Genomic DNA, 21,611 nt, shown 5'->3' with positions numbered 1-21,611 from the left:
AAAAATAAGCTATTTGTTCAAATAGGATATTGCCATCCAGGCCATTACGCTCATAGAGGTTTTTAAGGCTTTTTCGTTCGCTTCAAAATTTGGGGTATGCAATGATCCTTCCTTATCAGACTTAACTCCAAATCGATAAAAAGTAACAGGATACTTTTGAGAATAAAAACCAAAATCTTCAGTCGTCATTCTAATATCCATATTTACAACTCTATCTTCTCCAATTAGAGAAATGGCATCAGCTTTTGCCTGATCGGTAAATTTTTCGTGATTTACCAAAAATGGATAGCCGTGTTTGATATCAACTTCACATTCAGCTCCCATTCCTTTTGCTGTAGATTGTGCAATATCAGTAATTAATTGCTTGGCCTTAGCTCTCCACTCTTCATTCATGGTTCTGAATGTACCAGCAATTTTCACTTCTCCAGGAATAATATTCGTAGCTCCATTGGCTTCAATTTTTCCAAATGATAGTACAGTTGGAATTCTGGCATCGCAATGACGACTTACGATTTGCTGAAGAGCTAGAATAATGTGTGATGCAATTAAAACATTATCGGTACATAGATGAGGCATGGCAGCATGTCCACCTTTGCCTTTAACTGTTAGGTAAATTTCATCTCCCGAAGCCATGTACATTCCTGACCTGAATCCTACGGTTCCTGTAGGCATATCTGGCAGAACATGAGCTCCAAGAATCCACTCAGGTTCTGGTTGTAAAGCACCTTCCTCCATCATTAACCTGGCTCCGCCTGGCAATAACTCTTCTCCAGGTTGAAAAATCAATAGGACTGTACCTTCCCATTCTGATTTAAATTGGTGTAAGATTTTTGCAGCACCCAACAAGCTTGCCATGTGCATATCGTGTCCACAGGCATGCATTACACCATTATTTTGGGAGCAATATTTATTTTCAGGATTTTCATTAATGGGCAATGCATCCATATCAGAACGCAATGCAATTACTTTTTTCGATGGATTTTTCCCTTCAATTTTTCCGACAATACCTGTTTTTACGAATCCATTGGTATATGGAATCCCATATTCATCAAGTTTTGCCTGGATGTATTCTGAAGTTTTAAATTCTTCGAATGATAATTCTGGATTTTGATGCAAATGAGCACGGATACCGATAATTTCGCTCTCGATTGATTGTGCAAATTTTTGTATTTGATTTTTGAAATTGGTCATAGTTGTGGTTAATGAATGTATTTTATCTCGAAAATAAACATTTTAATTGAGCTCAGCTTATTACTTTCATACAAAGCTAACAATACTTTATAATTCATGGCAATTGGTATGGTTATTGAATTGCTTAGTGTGTTCGGGAGAGTATAATGTGCTTAACAAGTATTTAACTATATTTCGTATGGTAATCGATTAAAAATGCTTAATTTTGTATGATTTCTGAATTTTTCAGAAAAAAAATAAACCCTTTAGAGACTTTATCGTATTAAACAAAAGTTGATAAAAAATATTAGTAAGTTATGAATAGAAAAATAATTTTCTTGTTGGCAGTAGTTCTTTGTGGATGTGTATCATTTGCAAATGCACAAAATACGAAGCCAGTAATGAAATTCGCTTCTAAAACACACGATTTTGGAACTTTTAAAGAAGAGTTGGGGAAACAAGTTTACTCTTTTGAATTTGTAAATGAAGGAAAACAGCCTATTATTATTAATCAGGTTCGTTCATCTTGCGGTTGCACTTCTCCCGATTGGACAAAGAAGCCAGTAGCTCCGGGACAAAAAGGCTTTATTAAGGCTACTTTTGATCCTAAAAACCGTCCAGGGCCTTTTAACAAATCTATTACGATAACTGCGAATACCAATCCTTCAATTACCATACTAAGAATTAAAGGAAAGGTAACACCTAGAGTTAAAACTGTAGCTGATCTTTATCCAAGATTGATGGAAGGCTTGCGATTAAAGAATAATCACTTATCGCTAACAAAAGTTAAAAACACTGAGATTAAAGAGGGTTCAATAGAGGTGTATAATGATAGCAATGAAGAAATAAGTATTGCTTTTAAAAGAATGCCTGCACATTTACAATTAAAAATGGTCCCTGAAAAATTGGCTCCTAAGCAAAAAGGTAAAATTGTTGCCTTATACGATGGAACAAAGAAAAATGATTGGGGATTCGTAACAGATTATATGGATCTAATCGTGAATCAAAAGCATAAGCCTGGTCAACGAATTATTGTAAGTGCAAATATTGTTGAAGATTTCGAAAGATTAACAGACGCAGAAAAAAAGGATGCTCCTAAGGTTGAGTTCACCGAAAAAGTTTTTGATTTTGGAGAACTAACTCAGGGACAGAATGCCGAGCATATTTTTACTATGAAAAATAATGGAGCTTCTGATTTAATCATACGTAAAACAAAAGCTTCTTGTGGTTGTACTGCCATTGCTCCTCAGGCAAAAATTGTTAAAGCAGGAGAAGAAACAGAAATTAAAGTTGTCTTTAATTCGAGAGGGAAAAGAGGACGTCAAAACAAATTGATTACTGTAATTACGAATGATCCTCTTCATTCTGCAGTTCAATTAAGAGTGAGAGGTAATGTTATCATGCCTAAGAGCTAAGTAAAATATTTCATGAAAATCAGCCTTTCAGTTTCTGAGAGGCTTTTTTTATGCTCTGAATTTAGAGTTGCTAACAAACATATTCACTTTTCTTGATGTTTACAGATGGCTTAATTACTAAATTTATAACTTCGCATACAGAACAATTAGATCAATGAGTCATGTCAGATAAAAATAAAAAACAGGGTCATATTGAGAATGATCCTTCATATAAGGGATTACAAGTAAATTCAGGAATTTCTCAACCTCCTTCAATCAATCCTCGAATAGCAGAGCGTTTAAAAAATAAGCGCAAAAAATATTCTATCGATGATTACGTAAAAGGAATATTAGATGGAGATAGAGGTATCTTGAGTCAGGCAATTACATTAATTGAGAGTTCGAAATATGAACATCAAAAAATTGCTCAGGAAATTATTGAAAAATGTTTGCCGTATTCTGGAAAATCTGTTCGCATTGGGGTTACTGGTGTTCCAGGAGCAGGAAAGAGTACTTTTATTGAAGCCTTCGGGAAGCATGTAACTGGGCAAGGACACAAGTTGGCAGTTTTGGCTATTGATCCAAGTAGTGAAAGAAGTAAAGGAAGTATCTTGGGTGATAAAACCAGGATGGAAGAACTTTCTGTAGACCAAAACGCTTACATTCGTCCTTCTCCATCGGCAGGATCCTTAGGTGGTGTTGCTCGTAAAACCCGTGAAAGTTTAATTTTATGTGAGGCTGCCGGCTTTGATACTATTTTAATTGAAACTGTTGGGGTTGGACAATCGGAAACTGCAGTTCACTCTATGGTAGATTTCTTTCTTTTGATAAAAATTGCAGGTGCTGGAGATGAGTTGCAAGGAATCAAGCGAGGAATTATGGAAATGGCAGATTTAATTTCCATTAACAAGGCTGATGGAAATAATGTGCACAAGGCACAATTGGCAAGAGTACAATTCGAGAATGCGCTTCATTTGTTTCCACAATCGCCTTCAGGTTGGTCGCCAAAAGTTTTAACCTGTTCAGCAATTGAAAAAACTGGTATTGATAATATTTGGGATACCATTATGGATTATTGCAGCCATACACAGCAAAATGGGTACTTTGAACAAAGAAGAAGTGAGCAAGCCAAATACTGGATGTATGAAACCATTAATGAACAATTAAAAGATGGTTTTTACCAGAAACAGTTGATTAAAGATCAGATTCCTGATTTTGAAAATAAAGTTTTAAATGATGAAATGAGTTCTTTTGTTGCTGCATTTAAATTATTGGATGCCTATTTTCAGGATATCAAGAATAAAGAGTAAATCGATATGTATGTCGAAAATCGTTTCGATTACGCGTTTATTTTTGGTAGATTTAGGAATTCATAATTATTAACACACAAAATACCGTACACATGAAAAAGTTATTTATCGCCATATCAGCGATTGGTTTATTTTTTACTTCTTGTAATCAAGGTGAACAATTTAAGCTAACAGGAAATATATCAGGACAAACAGAAGGTAAAGTATATCTTTCAAAAGTTCAGGATAATAAATTGGTGAAGATTGATTCGGCAGAGTTAAAGGAAGGCGTTTTTGAATTTGTAGGAACTGTAGCTTCTCCTCAAAGATATTTTATTCAATTGGATGGTAAAAAAGAAGCACTTCAATTTTTTATAGAAAACTCTAATATCAACATTAATGCAGATGTTGAAAAATTGGCTGAAGCTAAAGTGGTAGGTTCTGCAGAACAAGATGTGTTCGCAGCTTACAAAGAATCACAAAAAGTTTTTAATGAAAAAGGCATGAATCTTCGTAAAGAGTATATGGCTGCCAGAAATGCTCAAGATCAGGTGAAAATGGATTCTATCATTAAGGTTGATGAGGTTATGCAACAAGAAATCAAAGAGGTAACAGATGAATTCTTAAAGAACAATGCTGCATCTGTTGTTTCTGGTTTTATTAAATATAGAATGACTGGAGGAATGGAGCTTCCAAAGATGGAAGAAATGTACAATGCAATGCCTGAAAATGTTAAAGCTTCTATTTATGGTGTTAAAATTAAGGATAAGATTGACATTTTAAGTAGTGTAGCTGTTGGTAAAGTAGCTCCTGATTTTACTTTGAATACTCCTGAAGAAACTCCTTTTAGCCTTTCTTCATTGAAAGGAAAAGTTGTTGTTATCGACTTTTGGGCATCATGGTGTGGTCCTTGTAGAAGAGAAAATCCGCATATGGTTGAGTTGTATAAAGAAGTTAACGAAAAAGGAGTTGAATTCTTAGGTGTTTCTTTGGATGATAATAAAGAAAAATGGTTGAAAGCTATTGAAGATGATGGTTTGGTATGGAAACATGTATCTGACCTTCAGGGGTGGAATTCAAAAGCTGGTAAAAAATATGGAATTAATAGTATTCCTGCTACTGTACTTGTAGACCAAAATGGTGTAATTGTAGCTAAAAACTTAAGAAGTGCTGAATTGAAAGTAGAAATTGAAAAATTACTTCAATAGTATATTTTAAGATATTAAGATTAGCCCGACAGATTCTTTCTGTCGGGCTTTTTGTTTGTAATAGTAATTTGAGTAAATTCAATATTCTGAATCATGCAATAAAACAGCTGTGCTTTAAGTCATTTTTAACATGGATTTCAATTGTTGATTCGAAAAAATATTTACTTTTGCTATTTAAATCAGATCTAAATAAATTAATTCTATAGACAAATGAGATTTGTTAACATTCTTATTGTTTCCGTATTGATGTTCGGAATTTACTCTTGCCAACCTAAGCAAGCTAAAAAAGTAGAAAATCAGATTTCGGTTAGTATTCTACCTCAAAAATATTTTGTGGAACGAATTGCAGGTAATGATTTTCAGGTAAATATTTTGATTCCCCCAGGAGGTAGTCCTGCAACCTATGAACCAACTCCTATGCAAATGGAGCAGGTCGCAAAATCGGTTGCATACTTTAAAATAGGACATATTCCTTTCGAAAATACTTGGATGAACAACATGATTGAAGCAGCAGGGGAAATAAAAGTATACAACCTTTCCAAAGGAATTGAGTTAGTGCGTGGACCAGAGGTTCAGCATGGCGACCATTTTCATGAGGGAGGTATTGATCCTCATACTTGGTCTTCGCCAAAAGCAGTAATTCAAATTGTGAAGAATTTATATGCAGGTATAGTAGAATTGGCTCCAGAGAAAAAGGAAACTTATAAAAAGAACTTGGATCAGTTCCTTTCAGAATTGGAAATGTTAGATAAAAAATCAGCAGAAGTTTTTGCAGAAGCAGAGCATAAATCATTTATGATTTTCCATCCTGCATTAACCTATTTGGCTCGCGATTATGGTTTGAATCAGATTCCAATTGAGCTGCATGGTAAAGAGCCATCACCAGCTCATATGCAACATTTAATTGGTGAGGCTGAAAAACATGATATTAAGGTTGTTTTCATTCAGAAGCAATTCAATAAAGAAAATGCTGAGGTCATTGCAAAGGAGATTAAGGCTGAGGTAATTCAAATTGATCCTTTGAATGAAGATTGGATGGCTGAAATGAAAAGCATTATCAATCATTTAAAAGGTGAGGCTTAAACTCAAAAACGAAGATGAACAAACTTCTGGAACTGAAATCCATAAATGCAGCCTACGATGACAATCTGGTATTGAAAGATGTCGACCTGGTAGTGAATCAAAATGATTTTGTTGGAATCATTGGGCCCAATGGAGGTGGAAAAACTACTTTGTTGAAAGTGATTCTTGGCATTTTAAAACCGATAAGTGGAGAAATGCATGTGAATGGAAGCACGATTGGTTATTTGCCTCAAATCAATCAAATTGATAAAAAATTTCCAATTTCTGTTCGAGATGTGGTTTTATCTGGTTTGATGGGCGTAAAGAAATTATTTGGAAGATATAGTCCGGAGAATAGCAAGCGTGCGAATGAATTGATGGATCAAATGGGTATTCTTCACCTCAAGAATAAGAACATTGGAGAACTTTCGGGCGGACAACTGCAGAGGGTTTTTTTGTGCAGAGCAATTATTTCTGATCCACAATTGTTGATTCTAGATGAGCCAAATACATATGTAGATAGTAATTTTGAATTGGAACTGTATGATATTTTGGACAATTTGAATGATCACATGGCCATTATCATTGTATCGCATGATGTGGGTACCATTTGTTCTCATGTAAAAACCATTGCTTGTGTAAATCAAACATTGTGTTATCACGATTCCAATATCATATCGCAAGAACAATTAAAAGCATACAATTGTCCTATCGATTTAATCACTCACGGAGAAGTTCCGCATCGCGTACTAAAGCATCATTAGTAATATGAACTCTATATTTGAATTATTTCAATATCAATTTTTTAATAATGCAGTATTTGCTGCAATAATGGCTAGCATTACTTGCGGAATTATTGGCTCATACATTGTTGCACGTCGCATTGTATTTATTAGTGGTGGAATTACCCACGCTTCTTTTGGAGGAATTGGAATTGCCTGGTACATGGGATTGAATCCAATTTTGGGAGCTGCATTATTTGGTGTTCTATCCGCTTTTGGAATTGAATGGTTATCGAAAAAAACCGATGTACGACAAGATTCTGTCATTGGAATATTGTGGGCATTGGGAATGGCATTGGGAATCATTTTTATATACATGACTCCTGGATATGCACCCAACCTAATGAGTTTTCTGTTTGGAAATATACTTACAGTTAGCAGTCTGGACTTGTACCTTCTGTTGGGCTTAAGCATTTTAACAATTCTTGTTTTTGCCATGTTTTTGAAACCAATATTGTATGTAGCCTTTGATGAAGAATTTGCTAAAACACAGCGTATTCCCGTTCAGTTTATCAGTTATCTGATGATTGCGCTTGTTGCTCTGGCAATTGTGTTGAATATTCGTGTGGTTGGAATCATACTTGTGATTTCGTTCTTAACCATACCTCAAACCATTGCCAACATGTTTACCAAAGATTTTAAAAGAATGATTTTTGGTTCAATCGGTTTTGGTTTGTTAGGTTCTTTCATTGGTTTACTGGTTTCGTATAAAATAAATGCACCATCGGGAGCAACCATTATATTCTCTTTTGTAATGCTGTTTGTGATTGCCAAGTTGGTGCAATTATCACTAATGGCTATTAGAAGAAGAGAAGGAATTAAACAAACAAAATAGGATAGAAGAATTTTTCTATCAATGAATTAATATATAAAGTATCTGTATTAAATTAGCAGAGCGAAATTTGTACTAACATAAACAACAAAATAAAAATGAGTTACGATTTAATAGTAGTAGGAAGTGGTCCTGGTGGATACGTGGCTGCCATTCGTGCTTCACAATTGGGAATGAAAGTAGCAGTTGTAGAACGTGCAGAATTGGGTGGTATTTGTTTGAACTGGGGTTGTATCCCTACCAAATCTTTGTTGAAATCTGCACAAGTATTTGAATACATGAAGCATGCCGGAGATTACGGTTTGGCTGTTGATGGTGAAGTAAAAGCTGATTTTGAAAAGGTTGTTGCTCGTAGCCGCGGTGTGGCTGAAAAGATGAGCGGTGGTATTCAGTATCTTTTCAAAAAGAATAAAATTGAAGTTCTAAACGGTTTTGGTAAGCTAGTTGGTAACAAACAAGTTGAAGTTTCGGCTGAAGATGGAAGCAAAACTACTTACGAAGCAAAACATATTATTTTGGCTACAGGAGCTCGTTCTCGTGAGTTGCCAAACCTTCCACAAGATGGAAAAAGAATCATTGGTTACAGAAAAGCATTAACGCTTGAGAAATTACCTAAGTCGATGATTGTTGTTGGATCTGGTGCAATTGGATCTGAGTTTGCTTACTTCTATTCAACTATGGGAACTAAGGTAACTTTGGTAGAGTTCATGCCAAATATCCTTCCTATTGAAGATGAAGAAGTATCGAAGCAAATGGGACGTTCTTTCAAAAAGAACAAAATTAAGGTGATGACCAAGTCTACTGTAGAGTCGGTAGAAGGTGAAGAAGGAAACCTTAAAGTAAATATCAAGAACAAGAAAGGTGATATGGAAGTTCACGAGTGTGAAGTTGTTCTTTCGGCTGTAGGTATTACTCCAAATACTGAAGGCATTGGTCTTGAAGAAGTAGGTGTCGCAACCGAAAACGGACGTGTTATTGTTGATGATTTCTACCGCACAAATGTTGAAGGTGTTTACGCGATTGGTGATATCGTGAAGGGGCCTGCTTTGGCACACGTTGCTTCGGCTGAAGGAATTACTTGTGTAGAGAAAATTGCAGGTATGAAGGTTGAGCCTATCGATTATACTACCATTCCTGGATGTACATACACAGTTCCTGAAGTAGCTTCGATGGGTATGACCGAACAAGCTGCAAAAGATGCTGGTCATGAAGTGAAGATTGGTAAATTCCCATTCTCAGCTTCAGGTAAGGCAAGTGCTGCAGGTGCTAACGAAGGTTTCGTGAAGTTGGTATTCGATGCAAAATATGGCGAGTTACTAGGTGCTCATATGGTAGGTGCTAACGTAACCGAAATGATTGCAGAGTTGATCGTTGCTCGTAAATTAGAAACTACAGGTCACGAATTGATCAAAGCAATTCACCCTCACCCAACCATGTCAGAGGCGGTAATGGAAGCTGCAGCTGCTGCTTACGATGAGGTGATTCATATTTAAACTACAAGAAACAAGCATCAAGTTACAGAGACTTGAAGTTTAAAATAATATAGCCCGAGGTTTTGCCTCGGGTTTTTTTATTCTACCTGTTGACTAGGCTTGTTGGACATTGGAAGGACAAGCTATTTATACGCAGAATAACTTATAGTAAAACGGAGAAGCTGAGAACTTGTTCGAAGATCACTCCGTTGCACTTAAAGTTTTCAAGTAGAAGTAGTTTGTGCTTACACGTCCTAGATTCTTTGCTTACTTTCTGATCAATGCAGAAAGTAAGAGCCTTGCGGCTTGAGCTATAAAAAAATATTTTAGTTAGAAGTATTGAGTAACACATGTTATGATGTAGAAGCAATTGTTAAGTTGTGGAGTTTTTACTCCAAAAATATTTTAAGATTTATTGATCTAACCTGCTATATAACGTTCTTGTTTCCTAATTAAATTTTTAAGTTTGCGTGGACAATTTATACAACCTACTAAAACAAACAATACAGATGAGAAAGTTATTATTGGTTCCTGCAATGCTATTGGCATTAACAGGAGTATCACAAGCTCAGAAATCAGGATCTGTAGATGCAAAAACACTTGAAGAGATTCGTTCAAGCTTTAAGTTAGATGCAAATACACAAGCAATCCAAAACGCGATTACAAATACTGAAAGCATTAGAGAATTATCTTTGAACAGATCAAAAATTGGTAATACCGATCATTACTTTAAATACAGAGTGGATGTAAAAGGGATTACTGATCAGGAAAGTTCAGGAAGATGTTGGATGTTTACTTCTATGAATACCATTCGTCCAAATGCGATGAAGAAATTCAATTTGAATGCATTTGATTTTTCTCACAACTACAATTATTTCTGGGATATGTTTGAGAAATCGAACTTGTTCCTTGAAAATATTATTGCAACTGCCGATCGTGATATGGATGATCGTGAAGTAGTAACTTACTTTAAGTCGCCTGTTGGTGATGGTGGAGTATGGAACTCATTCTACAATGTGGCTAAAAAGTATGGAGTTGTTCCTGCTGAGGTGATGCCTGAAACAAAAGTGAGTAACAAAACACGTGAAATTGGTAGCTTGTTGAATGAGAAACTAAGAGGAGAAGGTTACAAGCTAAGAATGTTGGCTGCTGAAAAGGCATCAGCAAAGAAATTGGAAGCTGCTAAAGTAGAAGCGTTAAAATCAATTTACAGAATGCTTGCTTTAGGTTTAGGTGAACCGCCAGTAAATTTCGAATGGAGATTTAAGGATTCGAAAGGAAATATCAGCGAAAGCAAAACATACACTCCACTACAATTTTTAGAAGAGGTTGCTCCTGGATATGCTGATATCGAAATGGTAATGATCATGAACGATCCTACTCGTGAGTATTATAAAGTTTATGAAATAAAGAATTACAGAAACGTTTCAGAAGGTGTTAACTGGACCTACTTGAACTTGCCAAATGAAGATATCAAGAAGTTTGCATTGGCTTCTATCAAGAATAACGAGGCAATGTATGCATCATGTGATGTGGGTAAGCAACACAATCGTAAGACTGGTGTAATGGATGTAAATACTTACGATTACGCTTCTTTGTTGGGAGTTGAGTTCGATATGGACAAAAAAGCTAGAGTCTTAACTCGTCAGTCTGGTTCTTCACATGCTATGGCATTGGTTGGTGTTGATGTTGACGCGAACGAAAAGCCTGTAAAATGGGAGTTCGAAAACTCATGGGGATCAGGTTCTGGTCACAATGGTTACATCACTTTCACTGATGCATGGTTCGATGCTTACATGTTCCGTGTTGTAATCAACAAGAAGTATTTAGATGAAAAAGCTAAAAAGGCTTCAGAAAGCAAACCTGTACAATTGCCAGTTTGGGATTATATGTTCTAAACTGCTTGTAAGATATAAGGAAGGGTGTTTTCTATAGGAGAACACCTTTTTTTTATTCTATTCTGATTGTTATATATGCTCTTCAGTTGGCTGAAGAGCTCATTTTCCCAAAAAAGAAGCTCCTCAATTGGCTGAGGAAGTCGTTTTCCCAAAAAAGAAGCTCCTCAATTGGCTGAGGAAGTCGTTTTCCCAAAAAAGAAGCTCCTCAATTGGCTGAGGAGGTCATTTTTCCAAAAAAGAAGCTCCTCAATTGGCTGAGGAGGTCATTTTTCCAAAAAAGAAGCTCCTCAATTGGTTGAGGAGATCATTTTCTCAAAAAAGAAGCTCCTCAATTGGCTGAGGAGATCATTTTCTCAAAAAAGAAGCTCCTGAATTGGCTGAGGAGATCATTTTCTCAAAAAAGAAGCTCCTGAATTGGCTGAGGAGATCATTTTCTCAAAAAAGAAGCTCCTGAATTGGCTGAGGAGATCGTTTTCCCAAAAAAGAAGCTCCTGAATTGGCTGAGGAGATCATTTTCTCAAAAAAGAAGCTCCTGAATTGGCTGAGGAGATCGTTTTCCCAAAAAAGAAGCCCCTGAATTGGTTCAGGAGTTCATTTTTCCAAAAAAATAAGCCCGTCAGTTGATTGACGAGATGATCCAAAAAAAGCCCCGAACATTGTTCGAGGCTTAGCTGTAAATATTTTTCTAAAATTACTGCTTCAATCTCTTGAAAATAAAGCGAGTAATAAAGATTCCTTTTCCATCACCTTTACCACTATCACTTTCTACACCACTGGTAACGAAAGCCAATTCGAAACCTTGTTCAACCATACTGTTGATTTTAGATGAAATCAATGCATCGTTAGAAGCAATGTTTTGGAAATTGATACCTGCAATACTGTAGAAGTTCAATAGTTTTGTTTCTGCAAACAAGCTTACTTTAGCATCAGATCTTTTTACATCTTTCTGCTTGCTCTTTTTACCGTCGGTTCTTTCGGTTGTAAATGCTTTTGCATCAATTGGAGACTTCTCTTCGATAATTCTAGAACGACCGATACCCATTGGAACGATAGATTCTACTGTAGTGATTACTTTGTACTCGTATGATTGTGCACTAGCATCGATAAAAAGCCCACAGGCAATAATGAAAAGTAACAATAATTTTTTCATGTTTGGTAATTAATTTACTGGTTTATAATTATTAGTAGGATTTTAAAAAGAGCCTCTAAACTAAAAAATAGTTTTTGAAATCATGTTAATTAAACAAAATTTTTTGTTCAGATAAGCAAAATTATTCATTAAGGACATGATTTTGCAATAATGGTGCCACAATTGGGAAGAATGATTGATAAATTAAACTTATAAGTCGATAAGATTCTCTTATTTCTAGTTATCGATATTTGTATCAAAGAAAATGACAAATCAATAATTAAAAAATAAGAATCATGAAAAATCTGAAAGAGAATCAAGCAACAGTTGAGTTAACAGCAAACGAAAGAGAAGTTGAGCAGTTACAAATTTTATTGGCAAACTACCAGTTGTATTATCAAAACCTAAGAAATTTTCACTGGAATGTAAGAGGACGTGCTTTCTTCGAATTGCATGCAAAATTTGAAGAGTTGTATACTGATGCAAGTGATAAAGTTGATGAAGTTGCAGAGCGTATCTTAACTTTAGATGGTCATCCATTAGGAAACTATTCCGATTATGTGGCAATTTCAACCATTAAGGAGGCAAACTCTAATACAAGCGGAGAGGAAATGGTACAACAGGTGGTGAATGCTCATGATATCTTAATTGAAAAAGTTAGAAATGTAATTGCTGAGGCAAACGAAAATGAGGACGAAGGAACTTTAGATATTTTGCCTGCTTACATCTCGTATTTGGAAAAAATTAATTGGATGCTAAAAGCATACTTGAAGTAATAGTAATTTTAGGAAATGAGAAAGCCTCCAGATTCTGGAGGCTTTATTTTTTTTATTCGTTCTCAAAATCCAATACTATTGGGAAATTCATATTCTCATCCATGAATTTATCCATTTGAACCGTAAATCTTTCACAGAATACAATTCTTTGTGACTTTGGAATGTATGGAGCCAGCCTGTTGATTTCAGACAAAATCTGATCTCTCATAATTAGTTCGCCATCATCGATGATGAACATTTTTAAATTGTTCAGATTAATTCCGCTAAAAGAATACAATTCATTCAATTTTTTTGCTGTTGCAATTACAACATCGGAACCGGCATATATCTTATCCCTTAAATCGTGAAGGTTTCCCGCATCGCCTTCGCAAAACACTCTTAAATCGGTATTTTGTCCCAATGCCTCAAATTGTTCCTTCATCTCAATAGATTTTTCTCTACTAGAAACAATGATTAAAGCTCTTGGTACATCTTCGAATTCCGACTTTAATTGTTGAATTACACCAATTACAATGGTAGATGATTTACCACTTTTTTCATCGGCACGAATCATTAAATCAACACCGCTTTTTATTTTTGAAATACTTTGTTTTTGAATTTTTGTAGGTGTCTCAAAGCCATATTCTTCTATGGCTTCCAATAAATGTTGATCTAATTTCTTTAAGAACATCTTCTTTTTGCTTTTTGTTTGAATGTCGCAAATTTACAAATGTTTTGCCAATTTCATTAATCTGATGAATTCTCCTCGATATCCTTCTTCATCTTTGCCTTTTGAATTTTGCGCCAAATCAATCAGCATTTTGTAATTACAGTTTCCTTTGTGTTTCGATTTGCGAAGCAATAAACCAAAACCAGCAACAGCAGCAGAGAACTGGAAGTTTTCAGAAATAGTTTGTTCAGAGCTTACATTCATAGGAATTTCTTCAGTAATTAAAATGCTTTTTCTCCCTTTCGGATTTTTATATCGGAACTTCACACTTGCAATTTCATCTTTAGAAAGAGCTTTGGCATTTAATTTTGTATCCTGGTATTTCAGGTTTTGATTCTTCCTTTTTTTCTTTGCCAGTTTAATCTCGTAAAGTGCAGTTACATTGTGTCCCGAACCAAGTTCGCCGGCATCCTTCTTGTCATCATCAAAATCTTCCTTATTTAGCATTCTGTTTTCGTATCCAATTAATCGGTACTCTTCTACAATTGCTGGATTAAACTCAATCTGAATTTTTACATCTTTTGCAATGGTGTGAAGCGTTCCTCCAAACTCGTTTACCAAAACTTTTTTAGCTTCCAATATGTTGTCGATATAGGAATAATTACCATTTCCTTTGTCTGCAATAATTTCCATTTTATCATCCTTGTAATTTCCCATACCAAATCCCAATACAGATATGAATACACCATTGTTTCGTTCTTTTTCAATGAGTCTTTCCATTTCGGCATTGCTTGAAATACCCACATTAAAATCTCCATCGGTAGCAAGTATGATTCTATTGTTTCCACCATCGATGAAATTTTCGCGAGCAGTTTTGTAGGCTAGTTTTAATCCAGCCGCTCCTGCAGTTGACCCTCCTGCACTTAATTTATTTAATGCATTTAAGATTTCTTCTTTTTCGCTTCCATTAGTAGATGGTAAAACCAATCCGGAACTACCAGCATATACCACAATGGCAACTTTATCTTCGGGACGCAATTGGTTTATTAATAGTTTAAAAGCTTTCTTTAATAATGGCAGTTTGTTTTGTGAATTCATCGATCCGGATACATCTAGCAAGAATACCAGGTTTGATGCTGGAAGGTTTTCTGCTTCAATTTTTTTTCCTTGTAGACCAATATGTAGTAACAGGTTATCATTGTTCCATGGGCACTCAGCTATTTCATGATGAATGGCAAAAGGATGTTCACCCTTTGGTTGCTCATAATGGTAATTGAAGTAATTAATCATTTCCTCAATTCGTATGGCATCGATTGGAGGTTTTTCACCATTGGTTAAAAATCTACGAACATTGCTATATGATGCTGCATCAACATCAATAGAGAAAGTTGAGACAGGACTTTCTACTGTATTTTTGTAGTTGTTTTCATTAATAGTAGAATAACCTTCGGTATTGTAATCCATATCATATTCGCAAAATGCCATTGCATGTCTTTTGGCTTTTCTGGAACTTGCGCCTCTTATTCTAATTCCTGCCACACTGCCAGAAAAACTTTTCTTTGTCTTTTTTGAAAAACCTACAACCACGACTTCATCTACGCCAATATGTTCTGCTCGCATGGTAACATTAATAACTGATTGGTCTGTTATTTCAATTTCCTGACTTATCATACCAACAAAAGAATAAATCAAAATATCACCTTTTTCTACTTCAATAGTATACTTGCCATCAATATTGGTAGAAGTTCCATTGGTTGTACCTTTAATAATTACACTCACTCCAGGTATTGCAAGATTTGATTCATCTGTAACAACACCATTTATGGTTTTTGCTGAAAGGGATGTAGAAATTATTATTCCTAGCAATCCTAATAATAATGTTATAGCTCTCATAATTCTATTTTTTAATGATTTCTGTTCGTCTTTGTCATTAGGATGCAAGGCGAGAATAAATTCCATAAAAAAACTTTCATCTTTTTTCTGAAATGTTTAACTAGCATAAGAATTAAGTCTGATAATTAATCCAGAAATTTTAATGTTTTGGTCTAAAAGAAATCCCGATAAACTCTCTGATCATGAGTTGTTGGAATCATATATTGATTCTGGCGATTTAGAGGAATTGGGTGCACTTTATTCCCGATACATGCATTTGGTTTATGGTGTGTGTTTAAAATATCTGCATGACAGAGAAAGAGCAAAGGATGCAGTAAATGCCATTTTTGAGCACTTAATATCAGAAATCCCTAAATTTGAGATACAGAACTTTAAACCGTGGTTGTATGTGGTTTGTAAGAACTATTGCTTGATGCAACTGAGAAAGCAAAAGTCTCGGAAAAATCAGGCAGACAAATTTTTACAATCGCAATTTGTGGAATCTTCTTCTTATTTGCATCCTATTGATGAGATGCCGGATTTAAACCTGGAACAAAATCTGAAAAGATGTATTGAGAGGTTAAAAGAAGAGCAGCAAAAATGTATTTTGTTGTTTTACTATGAAGAACAGAGTTATCAAGAAATATCGGAACAATTGGAGTATCCGGTTAAAAAGGTGAAAAGCTATATACAAAACGGGAAAAGGAATTTGAAAATTTGCATGGAAGAATTTGCCAAACAAAATGAAGTCTAAGTTGAGATTGACATATGAACGATTTTTGGCCTATTTCGGGAATAAAATGACCGAAAAGGAAAAGCATACTTTTGAAAAATCTGTAATGATGGATGAGTTTGAAAGTGATGCTTATGATGGCTTGTCGAAGCTAAGTTCATTGGAGATTGAGCAAGACTTGGAAGAATTGAAGTTTGGATTGGAAAGAAGAGCGCAATCGAAACAAAAGAAAAGGGTGGTTTGGTTGCCTTATGCTGCCAGTATCGTAGTTATTCTGGGTTTAAGTTTTGTTTTGTATTACATTAATCAAACTCCAAGTGTAAATGAATTTGTTAGTCAGGATATTGAGCAAGCTACACCTAAACAGAAGTTTGAGAGCATCCCAATCATAAAAGAGGATAGCATAAAAGATAAGAAAGATCATCAAGTAGAAGAATTAGATGAGGTTGAGGCTGTAGAAAAGAAAGAAGATGATCTTACTGATTTTGAAGTTCAAACTGTTGAGGAGGATAAAGAGTTGCAATTTGCCGAGGAAATAAAAGATGAGGAGATCGAAAAGAGTGAGCCAATTCTGAAAGCTATAAAAGTGAAAGAGGATCCAACTTCGAAAATTGTTAGTAATAAAATTGAAAAATCATTATCTGGTAAAGTAGCAGGTGTAGCTGCTAGCAAAAGGGATACAGGAGTTGGAATCAGAGGATTTGCAACAATTGGTAATGATGAAAATGCAAGAAAAATTTCTGGTATCGTTGTGGATAAAGAAAAAACTCCGATGCCTGGAGTAATGATTGTAGTGAAAGGAACCAATAAAGGAACATTTACAGATTTGGATGGGAAGTTTGCGATGAGCCTTTCGGATACCAATTCCAACTATAAACTGACAGCTTCTTTTGTTGGCTTTGAAACCAAACAAGTAGACATTGCTGATTCATTGCTTGTTGTTTTGGAACAGGATGCTGTAGAGATGAATGAAGTTGTTGTTACAGGATATGGATCCGAAAAGAAAGAGGCTTTTGCAACAGGATCGGTTGCAGAAGTTGAAATGGATAAACCTGTTACATCTTGGAACAAAGCACAACCAACTCAATCAAGAAATTTATCAGATTACAAGAAAAACTTAATCACTGCTTTGCAATCAGAATTTAGAGATGATTTAACTGGAAGATATAAGCTTAAAGTGTCCTTTATGGTTCATAGTTCGGGAACTGTAGGCGATATCAAGATTAAAGGAGATAAGAATTTTGAGTTATCCGAGAAAATAAAAGAGCTCATTGCTACTGGAGAAAAATGGATTCCAGCAGAAGCCAATAATTCTCTGATTGACTCAAAAGTTCGATTTACGCTTCGTATAAATTTTGATTAATTACTTTTTGTTGATCAGGTAAACACCCAATAAAATTCCAGACATACATGCAAGATGCAGAAGTGTAATGTTCTCTCCATCTACTACTCCCCAGAAGATTGCAAATATGGGAATGACGTATGTAACCGAAGAGGCATAAACAGCAGAAATATGTCTGATTAAGCTATTCATTAATAACATGGCCAGTGCTGTACCAATTATTCCCAATGCCGCTAAGGCAAGAAAATGAATTGGCCAATTAGGAACAGTAAAAACAGGTTGAAAATCGGTTGTTAAAAGATATATTAAAGCTGCTGGCCCCGTAAAGAAAAACGAAAGAGATGTAATTTGAACTCCCGATAAATGTGAAAGTTTGGCTTTGATCGTATTAATGTTGATACCATAAAATGTTGTAGCCAATACAATAAGTAAGGCGTAACTATTTATACTTCCAAAGTTCAACTCTTTTCCTGATGTAATCAAACCCAAAGCACCTATTAAACCTACTATCAAACCAATAGTTTGCAACCATTTAAATTTGGTTTTAAAAAATAGAATTCCCACTAAAAGTGTAAAAAGTGGGGTTAGTGAATTTAGCATTCCAGCCAAAGCACTATCAATTTGAGTTTGTGCTTTGGTAAATAAAAATGCAGGAATGAAACTACCAATGAATCCTGCCACAAGTAAACTTGGTAAATCTTTTCTTTGAAGAAACTTTAGATTTTTAATTGAATATGGAAGTAGCACAAGTGAAGCCAAAAGCATTCTAATTCCAGCAGCTTGTTCGCTGCTAAAACTTTTCAAGCCTATTTTCATTAGTATAAATGAACTTCCCCAAACGAAAGCCAATAGAATAAGGATAGTAAGTTGAAACCAAGGTTTTTTCCAGTGCATGTTTTTAAGTTTTAGGAGCTCCAAAAATACGCTAATTTCTTAGGGGAACAAATATTACTTTAATGAGGAAATCATTATACATTTTAATGTTATGATTTCCCTAATTGTACACTTCTTGAATTAAATCTTTTTTCTTGATTGATGGAAAATTGACGTCTAATTAACGATTTGGTATCGTTTTTAACCAGATGGTAATATAGGCTTAATATTCTGGTAAAGCTTGTTTTATGAAGCTTTGCTAAGCTTGCAGTGTAGAATTTAACTGTTGATAATTAATATTGATTTTTAATTGTAAGTGGCTTAACTTCTATCTTTTATAAACTAATCGTTTTATTACTTGAAATTTTTTACTCTAAAATTTAATTCAATGAAAATTTTACAAAGATTGCTTTTTGTAATCGTTATGCTTGCTCTTTCAAGCTTTACGTTTGCACAAACAACAATCACAGGTGTGGTACTTGATGCTGACACAAAATCAGCATTACCAGGAACTAATGTTGTAGTGAAAGGAACTACGCAAGGAACAACTACTGATATCGACGGTAAGTTTACCTTAAATGTGGAACAGGCTACAGGTCAATTGGTAATTTCATTTATCGGTTATGAGCCTATGACTATGGCATATAATGTCAATCAATCTACCAATTTGGGAGAAATTCTTTTGACACAAGATTCAGAAACTTTGGCAGATGTTGTTGTTGTTGGTTATGGGGTAACCGATATTGCAAAGGATAGACAAACGCCTGTTGCAGTTACCACTATTAAAACAGATGAAATTGTTGAAAAAGTAGGTAATCAAGAATTCCCAGAGGTGATGAAAACTGTCCCTTCTGTTTTCGTTGTTAAAGGTGGTGGTTATGGCGATGCTGAAATGACTGTTCGTGGTTTCGAACAGAAAAATACAGCAGTTCTAATCAACGGTCAACCTGTAAACGATATGGAGTGGGGAGGTATATACTGGTCAAACTGGTCAGGTTTGCAAGATATCGCTTCAGCGGTTCAGGTTCAAAGAGGGTTAGGATCTTCAAAATTGGCTATTTCTTCTGTTGGAGGTACTGTGAATATTGTTACTAAAGCAACCGAAAGAGAAGCTGGAGGGTTTGTTAAATCTTCATTTGGTAACGATGGATATCAAAAATATACAGCTGCTTACTCAACTGGTTTAAATGAAAAAGGTTGGGGAGCCACAGTTCTTCTTTCGCACTGGCAAGGTGATGGTTACATGGATGCAACAGAAGGTAAAGGTCAAACTTACTTCTTCTCTGTTGGTTACAAACCTTCTGAACAACACCAGTTCAACTTCATGATTACAGGAGCGCCACAATGGCACCATCAAGATTGGAGAGAGAGAATTTCTACTTACCAGAAGTATGGAATGAAATATAATTCTAACTGGGGTTACAGAGACGGTAAAGTATTCAATTTCTCAAGAAACTTCTATCATAAGCCAGTAACTAACTTTAACTGGGACTGGAATATCAATGAAAAAACATCTTTATCAACAGTTGCTTATGCATCATGGGGACTTGGTGGTGGAACAGGTACATTAGGTACTGCTCATTATAGATTACCAGATGATGAGAATGGTTTGATTAGAGTTGATGATTTGATCAGAGCTAACTCTGGGCAAACAGTTGAAGATTTTGATACTGTTGGACCTTGGGATGGAAGTTCTTTAGACAGTAAAAACTCTTACTGGGATGGTAAGCGTGTTGTAACTGAAAGAGGTGGTGGTACTATTCGCCGTGCTTCTATGAATTCGCACAGCTGGTATGGATTGGTATCTAATATTAACCACAAATTCAACGAAAATTGGACAGCTGATTTTGGAATTGATTTAAGAACATACCGTGGTTTGCACTACCGCGTATTAACCGATCTTTTAGGAGCTGATGCATACTACGACAATACAGACGTAAATTCAGCGGGGAATTTTGTAACATTCACTGTTGATCCAAAACCTTGGGATATCAATAACTTCAAAAAAGCTACTAAGATTGACCGTAACTTTGATTCGAAGATCAAATGGACTGGTTTCTTTGGTCAGTTAGAGTATACAAATACTATTATTTCTGCATTTGTGCAAGCATCGGCTTCTAATCAGAAGTACAAGAGATACGAGTATATGGAAATTCCTTCAAGTGAAAGAGAATCTAGCTGGGAAAATAAGTGGGGTTACAACATCAAAGGTGGTATGAACTGGAACATCGATGAAAAACACAATGTGTATTTCAATACAGGTTATTATTCAAGACAGCCATTCTTCTCTGATGCTTATCCAAACAGCTATACAGAATTTGCCAATGTATACAATGATCTTGACAACGAAGGTATCTTTGGTTTAGAGGTTGGATATGGTTTCAAAACTCAATATTTCACAGCAAAAGTGAATGCTTATAGAACTCAGTGGAAAGATCGTTTTAACAGATTTACCGATTCGAACAGAAATACTGCCAGAGCATTGTTAGATCAATTGCACAAAGGAGTAGAATTTGAATTTGTTGCTCGCCCAACTACCAACTTAAAAGTGTTTGGTTTATTATCATACGGAGACTGGAAATATCAAAATAACAGTGTAGGATTAACTTACGATGAGTTAGGAAATCCTCTTGATGATGATGGTGATGGAAACCAAGATGAAACCATGCTTTATTTGAAAGATGTTGAAGTAGGTGGAGCTCCACAATTTAGTTCTCGTTTGGGTGCTGACTATAAAATTACTCAAGGATTTTCTGTTGATGCTGATTGGTATTTCTATGATAAGATGTTCGCATATGTAGATCCAGAGGATTATGACTCAGAAGGAGCAGAGAACCTGGAATATCCTAACTACAGTTTATTCGATGCCGGAGTTTCTTACAAATGGTATTTTGAAAATGGACAATCGCTTCGCTTCCGTTTTAATGTGAACAATCTTTTCGATACAGAATATATCTCAAGAGGTTATTCTGCGAGACAAACAAGTGATGATCCTAGTGTAGAAACTTACAAAGGAGTGCGCGTTGATAATACAGTAGAATTTGGTTTTGGAAGAACTTGGAATGCAAGTCTTACTTTCAAATTCTAGAAAAAATCTCACATCAGTAACTTGGAGAAGGATAGGTTAGTA

17 protein-coding genes are annotated in these 21,611 nt (G+C 35.4%); 12 read left to right on the top strand and 5 right to left on the bottom strand.

Annotation, left to right across the window (positions count from 1 at the left end):
- Positions 1–9 precede the first annotated feature (9 nt).
- On the bottom strand, positions 10–1,191 hold the full coding sequence (locus tag DF185_RS20495) for a M20 metallopeptidase family protein (RefSeq protein WP_110363169.1): 1,182 nt from the start codon (positions 1,189–1,191) through the stop codon (positions 10–12).
- Positions 1,192–1,487: 296 nt separating this feature from the next.
- Between DF185_RS20495 and DF185_RS20490 the strand changes: the two genes are divergently transcribed.
- The 8 genes from DF185_RS20490 to DF185_RS20455 all read left to right on the top strand — a co-directional run bounded on the left by DF185_RS20490 (position 1,488) and on the right by DF185_RS20455 (position 11,107).
- The gene (locus DF185_RS20490) at positions 1,488–2,585 is read left to right on the top strand and encodes a DUF1573 domain-containing protein (RefSeq protein WP_110363167.1); all 1,098 of its coding nucleotides are present in this window, start codon (positions 1,488–1,490) and stop codon (positions 2,583–2,585) included.
- 161 nt (positions 2,586–2,746) lie between these two features.
- A complete protein-coding gene (gene meaB / locus DF185_RS20485; protein WP_110363165.1) occupies positions 2,747–3,874 on the top strand; it encodes a methylmalonyl Co-A mutase-associated GTPase MeaB in 1,128 nt (375 codons plus the stop codon).
- A 92-nt stretch (positions 3,875–3,966) separates the two neighbouring features.
- Positions 3,967–5,061 (top strand): TlpA disulfide reductase family protein, encoded by a 1,095-nt coding sequence (locus DF185_RS20480; protein ID WP_110363163.1) that lies wholly within the window; start codon positions 3,967–3,969, stop codon positions 5,059–5,061.
- A gap of 210 nt (positions 5,062–5,271) precedes the next feature.
- Complete coding sequence (locus tag DF185_RS20475) at positions 5,272–6,144, top strand: metal ABC transporter solute-binding protein, Zn/Mn family (protein ID WP_110363161.1); 873 nt, start codon at positions 5,272–5,274, stop codon at positions 6,142–6,144.
- A 14-nt stretch (positions 6,145–6,158) separates the two neighbouring features.
- On the top strand, positions 6,159–6,887 hold the full coding sequence (locus DF185_RS20470; RefSeq protein WP_110363159.1) for a metal ABC transporter ATP-binding protein: 729 nt from the start codon (positions 6,159–6,161) through the stop codon (positions 6,885–6,887).
- A 4-nt stretch (positions 6,888–6,891) separates the two neighbouring features.
- A complete protein-coding gene (locus DF185_RS20465) occupies positions 6,892–7,740 on the top strand; it encodes a metal ABC transporter permease (RefSeq protein WP_110363157.1) in 849 nt (282 codons plus the stop codon).
- Positions 7,741–7,835: 95 nt separating this feature from the next.
- Entirely contained in the window at positions 7,836–9,230 is a 1,395-nt protein-coding gene (gene lpdA, locus DF185_RS20460; protein ID WP_110363155.1) for a dihydrolipoyl dehydrogenase, read from the top strand.
- Between the two features lie 488 nt (positions 9,231–9,718).
- A complete protein-coding gene (locus tag DF185_RS20455) occupies positions 9,719–11,107 on the top strand; it encodes a C1 family peptidase (RefSeq protein WP_110363153.1) in 1,389 nt (462 codons plus the stop codon).
- Between the two features lie 691 nt (positions 11,108–11,798).
- Here DF185_RS20455 and DF185_RS20450 read toward each other — a convergent pair.
- On the bottom strand, positions 11,799–12,257 hold the full coding sequence (locus DF185_RS20450) for a hypothetical protein (protein WP_110363151.1): 459 nt from the start codon (positions 12,255–12,257) through the stop codon (positions 11,799–11,801).
- A gap of 275 nt (positions 12,258–12,532) precedes the next feature.
- On the opposite strand from DF185_RS20450, the gene DF185_RS20445 reads away from it, so the two are divergent.
- On the top strand, positions 12,533–13,012 hold the full coding sequence (locus DF185_RS20445) for a Dps family protein (protein WP_110363149.1): 480 nt from the start codon (positions 12,533–12,535) through the stop codon (positions 13,010–13,012).
- A 52-nt stretch (positions 13,013–13,064) separates the two neighbouring features.
- Here DF185_RS20445 and DF185_RS20440 read toward each other — a convergent pair whose 3' ends face one another.
- Together DF185_RS20440 and DF185_RS20435 are read right to left on the bottom strand one after the other, a co-directional pair.
- Positions 13,065–13,682, bottom strand: a complete 618-nt coding sequence (locus tag DF185_RS20440) for a DEAD/DEAH box helicase (protein ID WP_110363147.1) — start codon at positions 13,680–13,682, stop codon at positions 13,065–13,067.
- A 33-nt stretch (positions 13,683–13,715) separates the two neighbouring features.
- A complete protein-coding gene (locus DF185_RS20435) occupies positions 13,716–15,554 on the bottom strand; it encodes a vWA domain-containing protein (RefSeq protein ID WP_110363281.1) in 1,839 nt (612 codons plus the stop codon).
- 142 nt (positions 15,555–15,696) lie between these two features.
- Here DF185_RS20435 and DF185_RS20430 point away from each other — a divergent pair, with 142 nt between their 5' ends.
- Together DF185_RS20430 and DF185_RS20425 are read left to right on the top strand one after the other, a co-directional pair.
- Complete coding sequence (locus DF185_RS20430; RefSeq protein ID WP_110363145.1) at positions 15,697–16,287, top strand: RNA polymerase sigma factor; 591 nt, start codon at positions 15,697–15,699, stop codon at positions 16,285–16,287.
- The gene (locus DF185_RS20425) at positions 16,277–17,629 is read left to right on the top strand and encodes a carboxypeptidase-like regulatory domain-containing protein (RefSeq protein WP_110363144.1); all 1,353 of its coding nucleotides are present in this window, start codon (positions 16,277–16,279) and stop codon (positions 17,627–17,629) included. The genes DF185_RS20430 and DF185_RS20425 overlap by 11 nt, the downstream gene beginning before the upstream one ends.
- On the opposite strand, the gene DF185_RS20420 is transcribed toward DF185_RS20425, so the two are convergent.
- Positions 17,630–18,502 carry a DMT family transporter gene (locus tag DF185_RS20420; protein WP_110363143.1) on the bottom strand — a complete coding sequence of 291 codons (873 nt, stop codon included), beginning with the start codon at positions 18,500–18,502 and terminating at the stop codon, positions 17,630–17,632.
- Between the two features lie 367 nt (positions 18,503–18,869).
- Between DF185_RS20420 and DF185_RS20415 the strand changes: the two genes are divergently transcribed.
- A complete protein-coding gene (locus tag DF185_RS20415; protein WP_110363141.1) occupies positions 18,870–21,569 on the top strand; it encodes a TonB-dependent receptor in 2,700 nt (899 codons plus the stop codon).
- The last annotated feature ends 42 nt before the right edge of the window (positions 21,570–21,611 follow it).

The sequence above is a fragment of the Marinifilum breve genome (assembly GCF_003202155.1).
GTDB lineage: Bacteria > Bacteroidota > Bacteroidia > Bacteroidales > Marinifilaceae > Marinifilum > Marinifilum breve.
The sequence above is the reverse complement of the archived record's forward strand: the minus strand, read 5'-3'. Positions and strand labels throughout refer to the sequence as shown.

Bases quoted from the DNA above. Each gene is read 5' to 3' on its own strand.
- DF185_RS20495 (WP_110363169.1), bottom strand. From the start codon at position 1,191: ATGACCAATTTCAAAAATCAAATACAAAAATTTGCACAATCAATCGAG.
- DF185_RS20490 (WP_110363167.1), top strand. From the start codon at position 1,488: ATGAATAGAAAAATAATTTTCTTGTTGGCAGTAGTTCTTTGTGGATGT.
- meaB (WP_110363165.1), top strand. From the start codon at position 2,747: ATGTCAGATAAAAATAAAAAACAGGGTCATATTGAGAATGATCCTTCA.
- DF185_RS20480 (WP_110363163.1), top strand. From the start codon at position 3,967: ATGAAAAAGTTATTTATCGCCATATCAGCGATTGGTTTATTTTTTACT.
- DF185_RS20475 (WP_110363161.1), top strand. From the start codon at position 5,272: ATGAGATTTGTTAACATTCTTATTGTTTCCGTATTGATGTTCGGAATT.
- DF185_RS20470 (WP_110363159.1), top strand. From the start codon at position 6,159: ATGAACAAACTTCTGGAACTGAAATCCATAAATGCAGCCTACGATGAC.
- DF185_RS20465 (WP_110363157.1), top strand. From the start codon at position 6,892: ATGAACTCTATATTTGAATTATTTCAATATCAATTTTTTAATAATGCA.
- lpdA (WP_110363155.1), top strand. From the start codon at position 7,836: ATGAGTTACGATTTAATAGTAGTAGGAAGTGGTCCTGGTGGATACGTG.
- DF185_RS20455 (WP_110363153.1), top strand. From the start codon at position 9,719: ATGAGAAAGTTATTATTGGTTCCTGCAATGCTATTGGCATTAACAGGA.
- DF185_RS20450 (WP_110363151.1), bottom strand. From the start codon at position 12,257: ATGAAAAAATTATTGTTACTTTTCATTATTGCCTGTGGGCTTTTTATC.
- DF185_RS20445 (WP_110363149.1), top strand. From the start codon at position 12,533: ATGAAAAATCTGAAAGAGAATCAAGCAACAGTTGAGTTAACAGCAAAC.
- DF185_RS20440 (WP_110363147.1), bottom strand. From the start codon at position 13,682: ATGTTCTTAAAGAAATTAGATCAACATTTATTGGAAGCCATAGAAGAA.
- DF185_RS20435 (WP_110363281.1), bottom strand. From the start codon at position 15,554: ATGAGAGCTATAACATTATTATTAGGATTGCTAGGAATAATAATTTCT.
- DF185_RS20430 (WP_110363145.1), top strand. From the start codon at position 15,697: ATGTTTTGGTCTAAAAGAAATCCCGATAAACTCTCTGATCATGAGTTG.
- DF185_RS20425 (WP_110363144.1), top strand. From the start codon at position 16,277: ATGAAGTCTAAGTTGAGATTGACATATGAACGATTTTTGGCCTATTTC.
- DF185_RS20420 (WP_110363143.1), bottom strand. From the start codon at position 18,502: ATGCACTGGAAAAAACCTTGGTTTCAACTTACTATCCTTATTCTATTG.
- DF185_RS20415 (WP_110363141.1), top strand. From the start codon at position 18,870: ATGAAAATTTTACAAAGATTGCTTTTTGTAATCGTTATGCTTGCTCTT.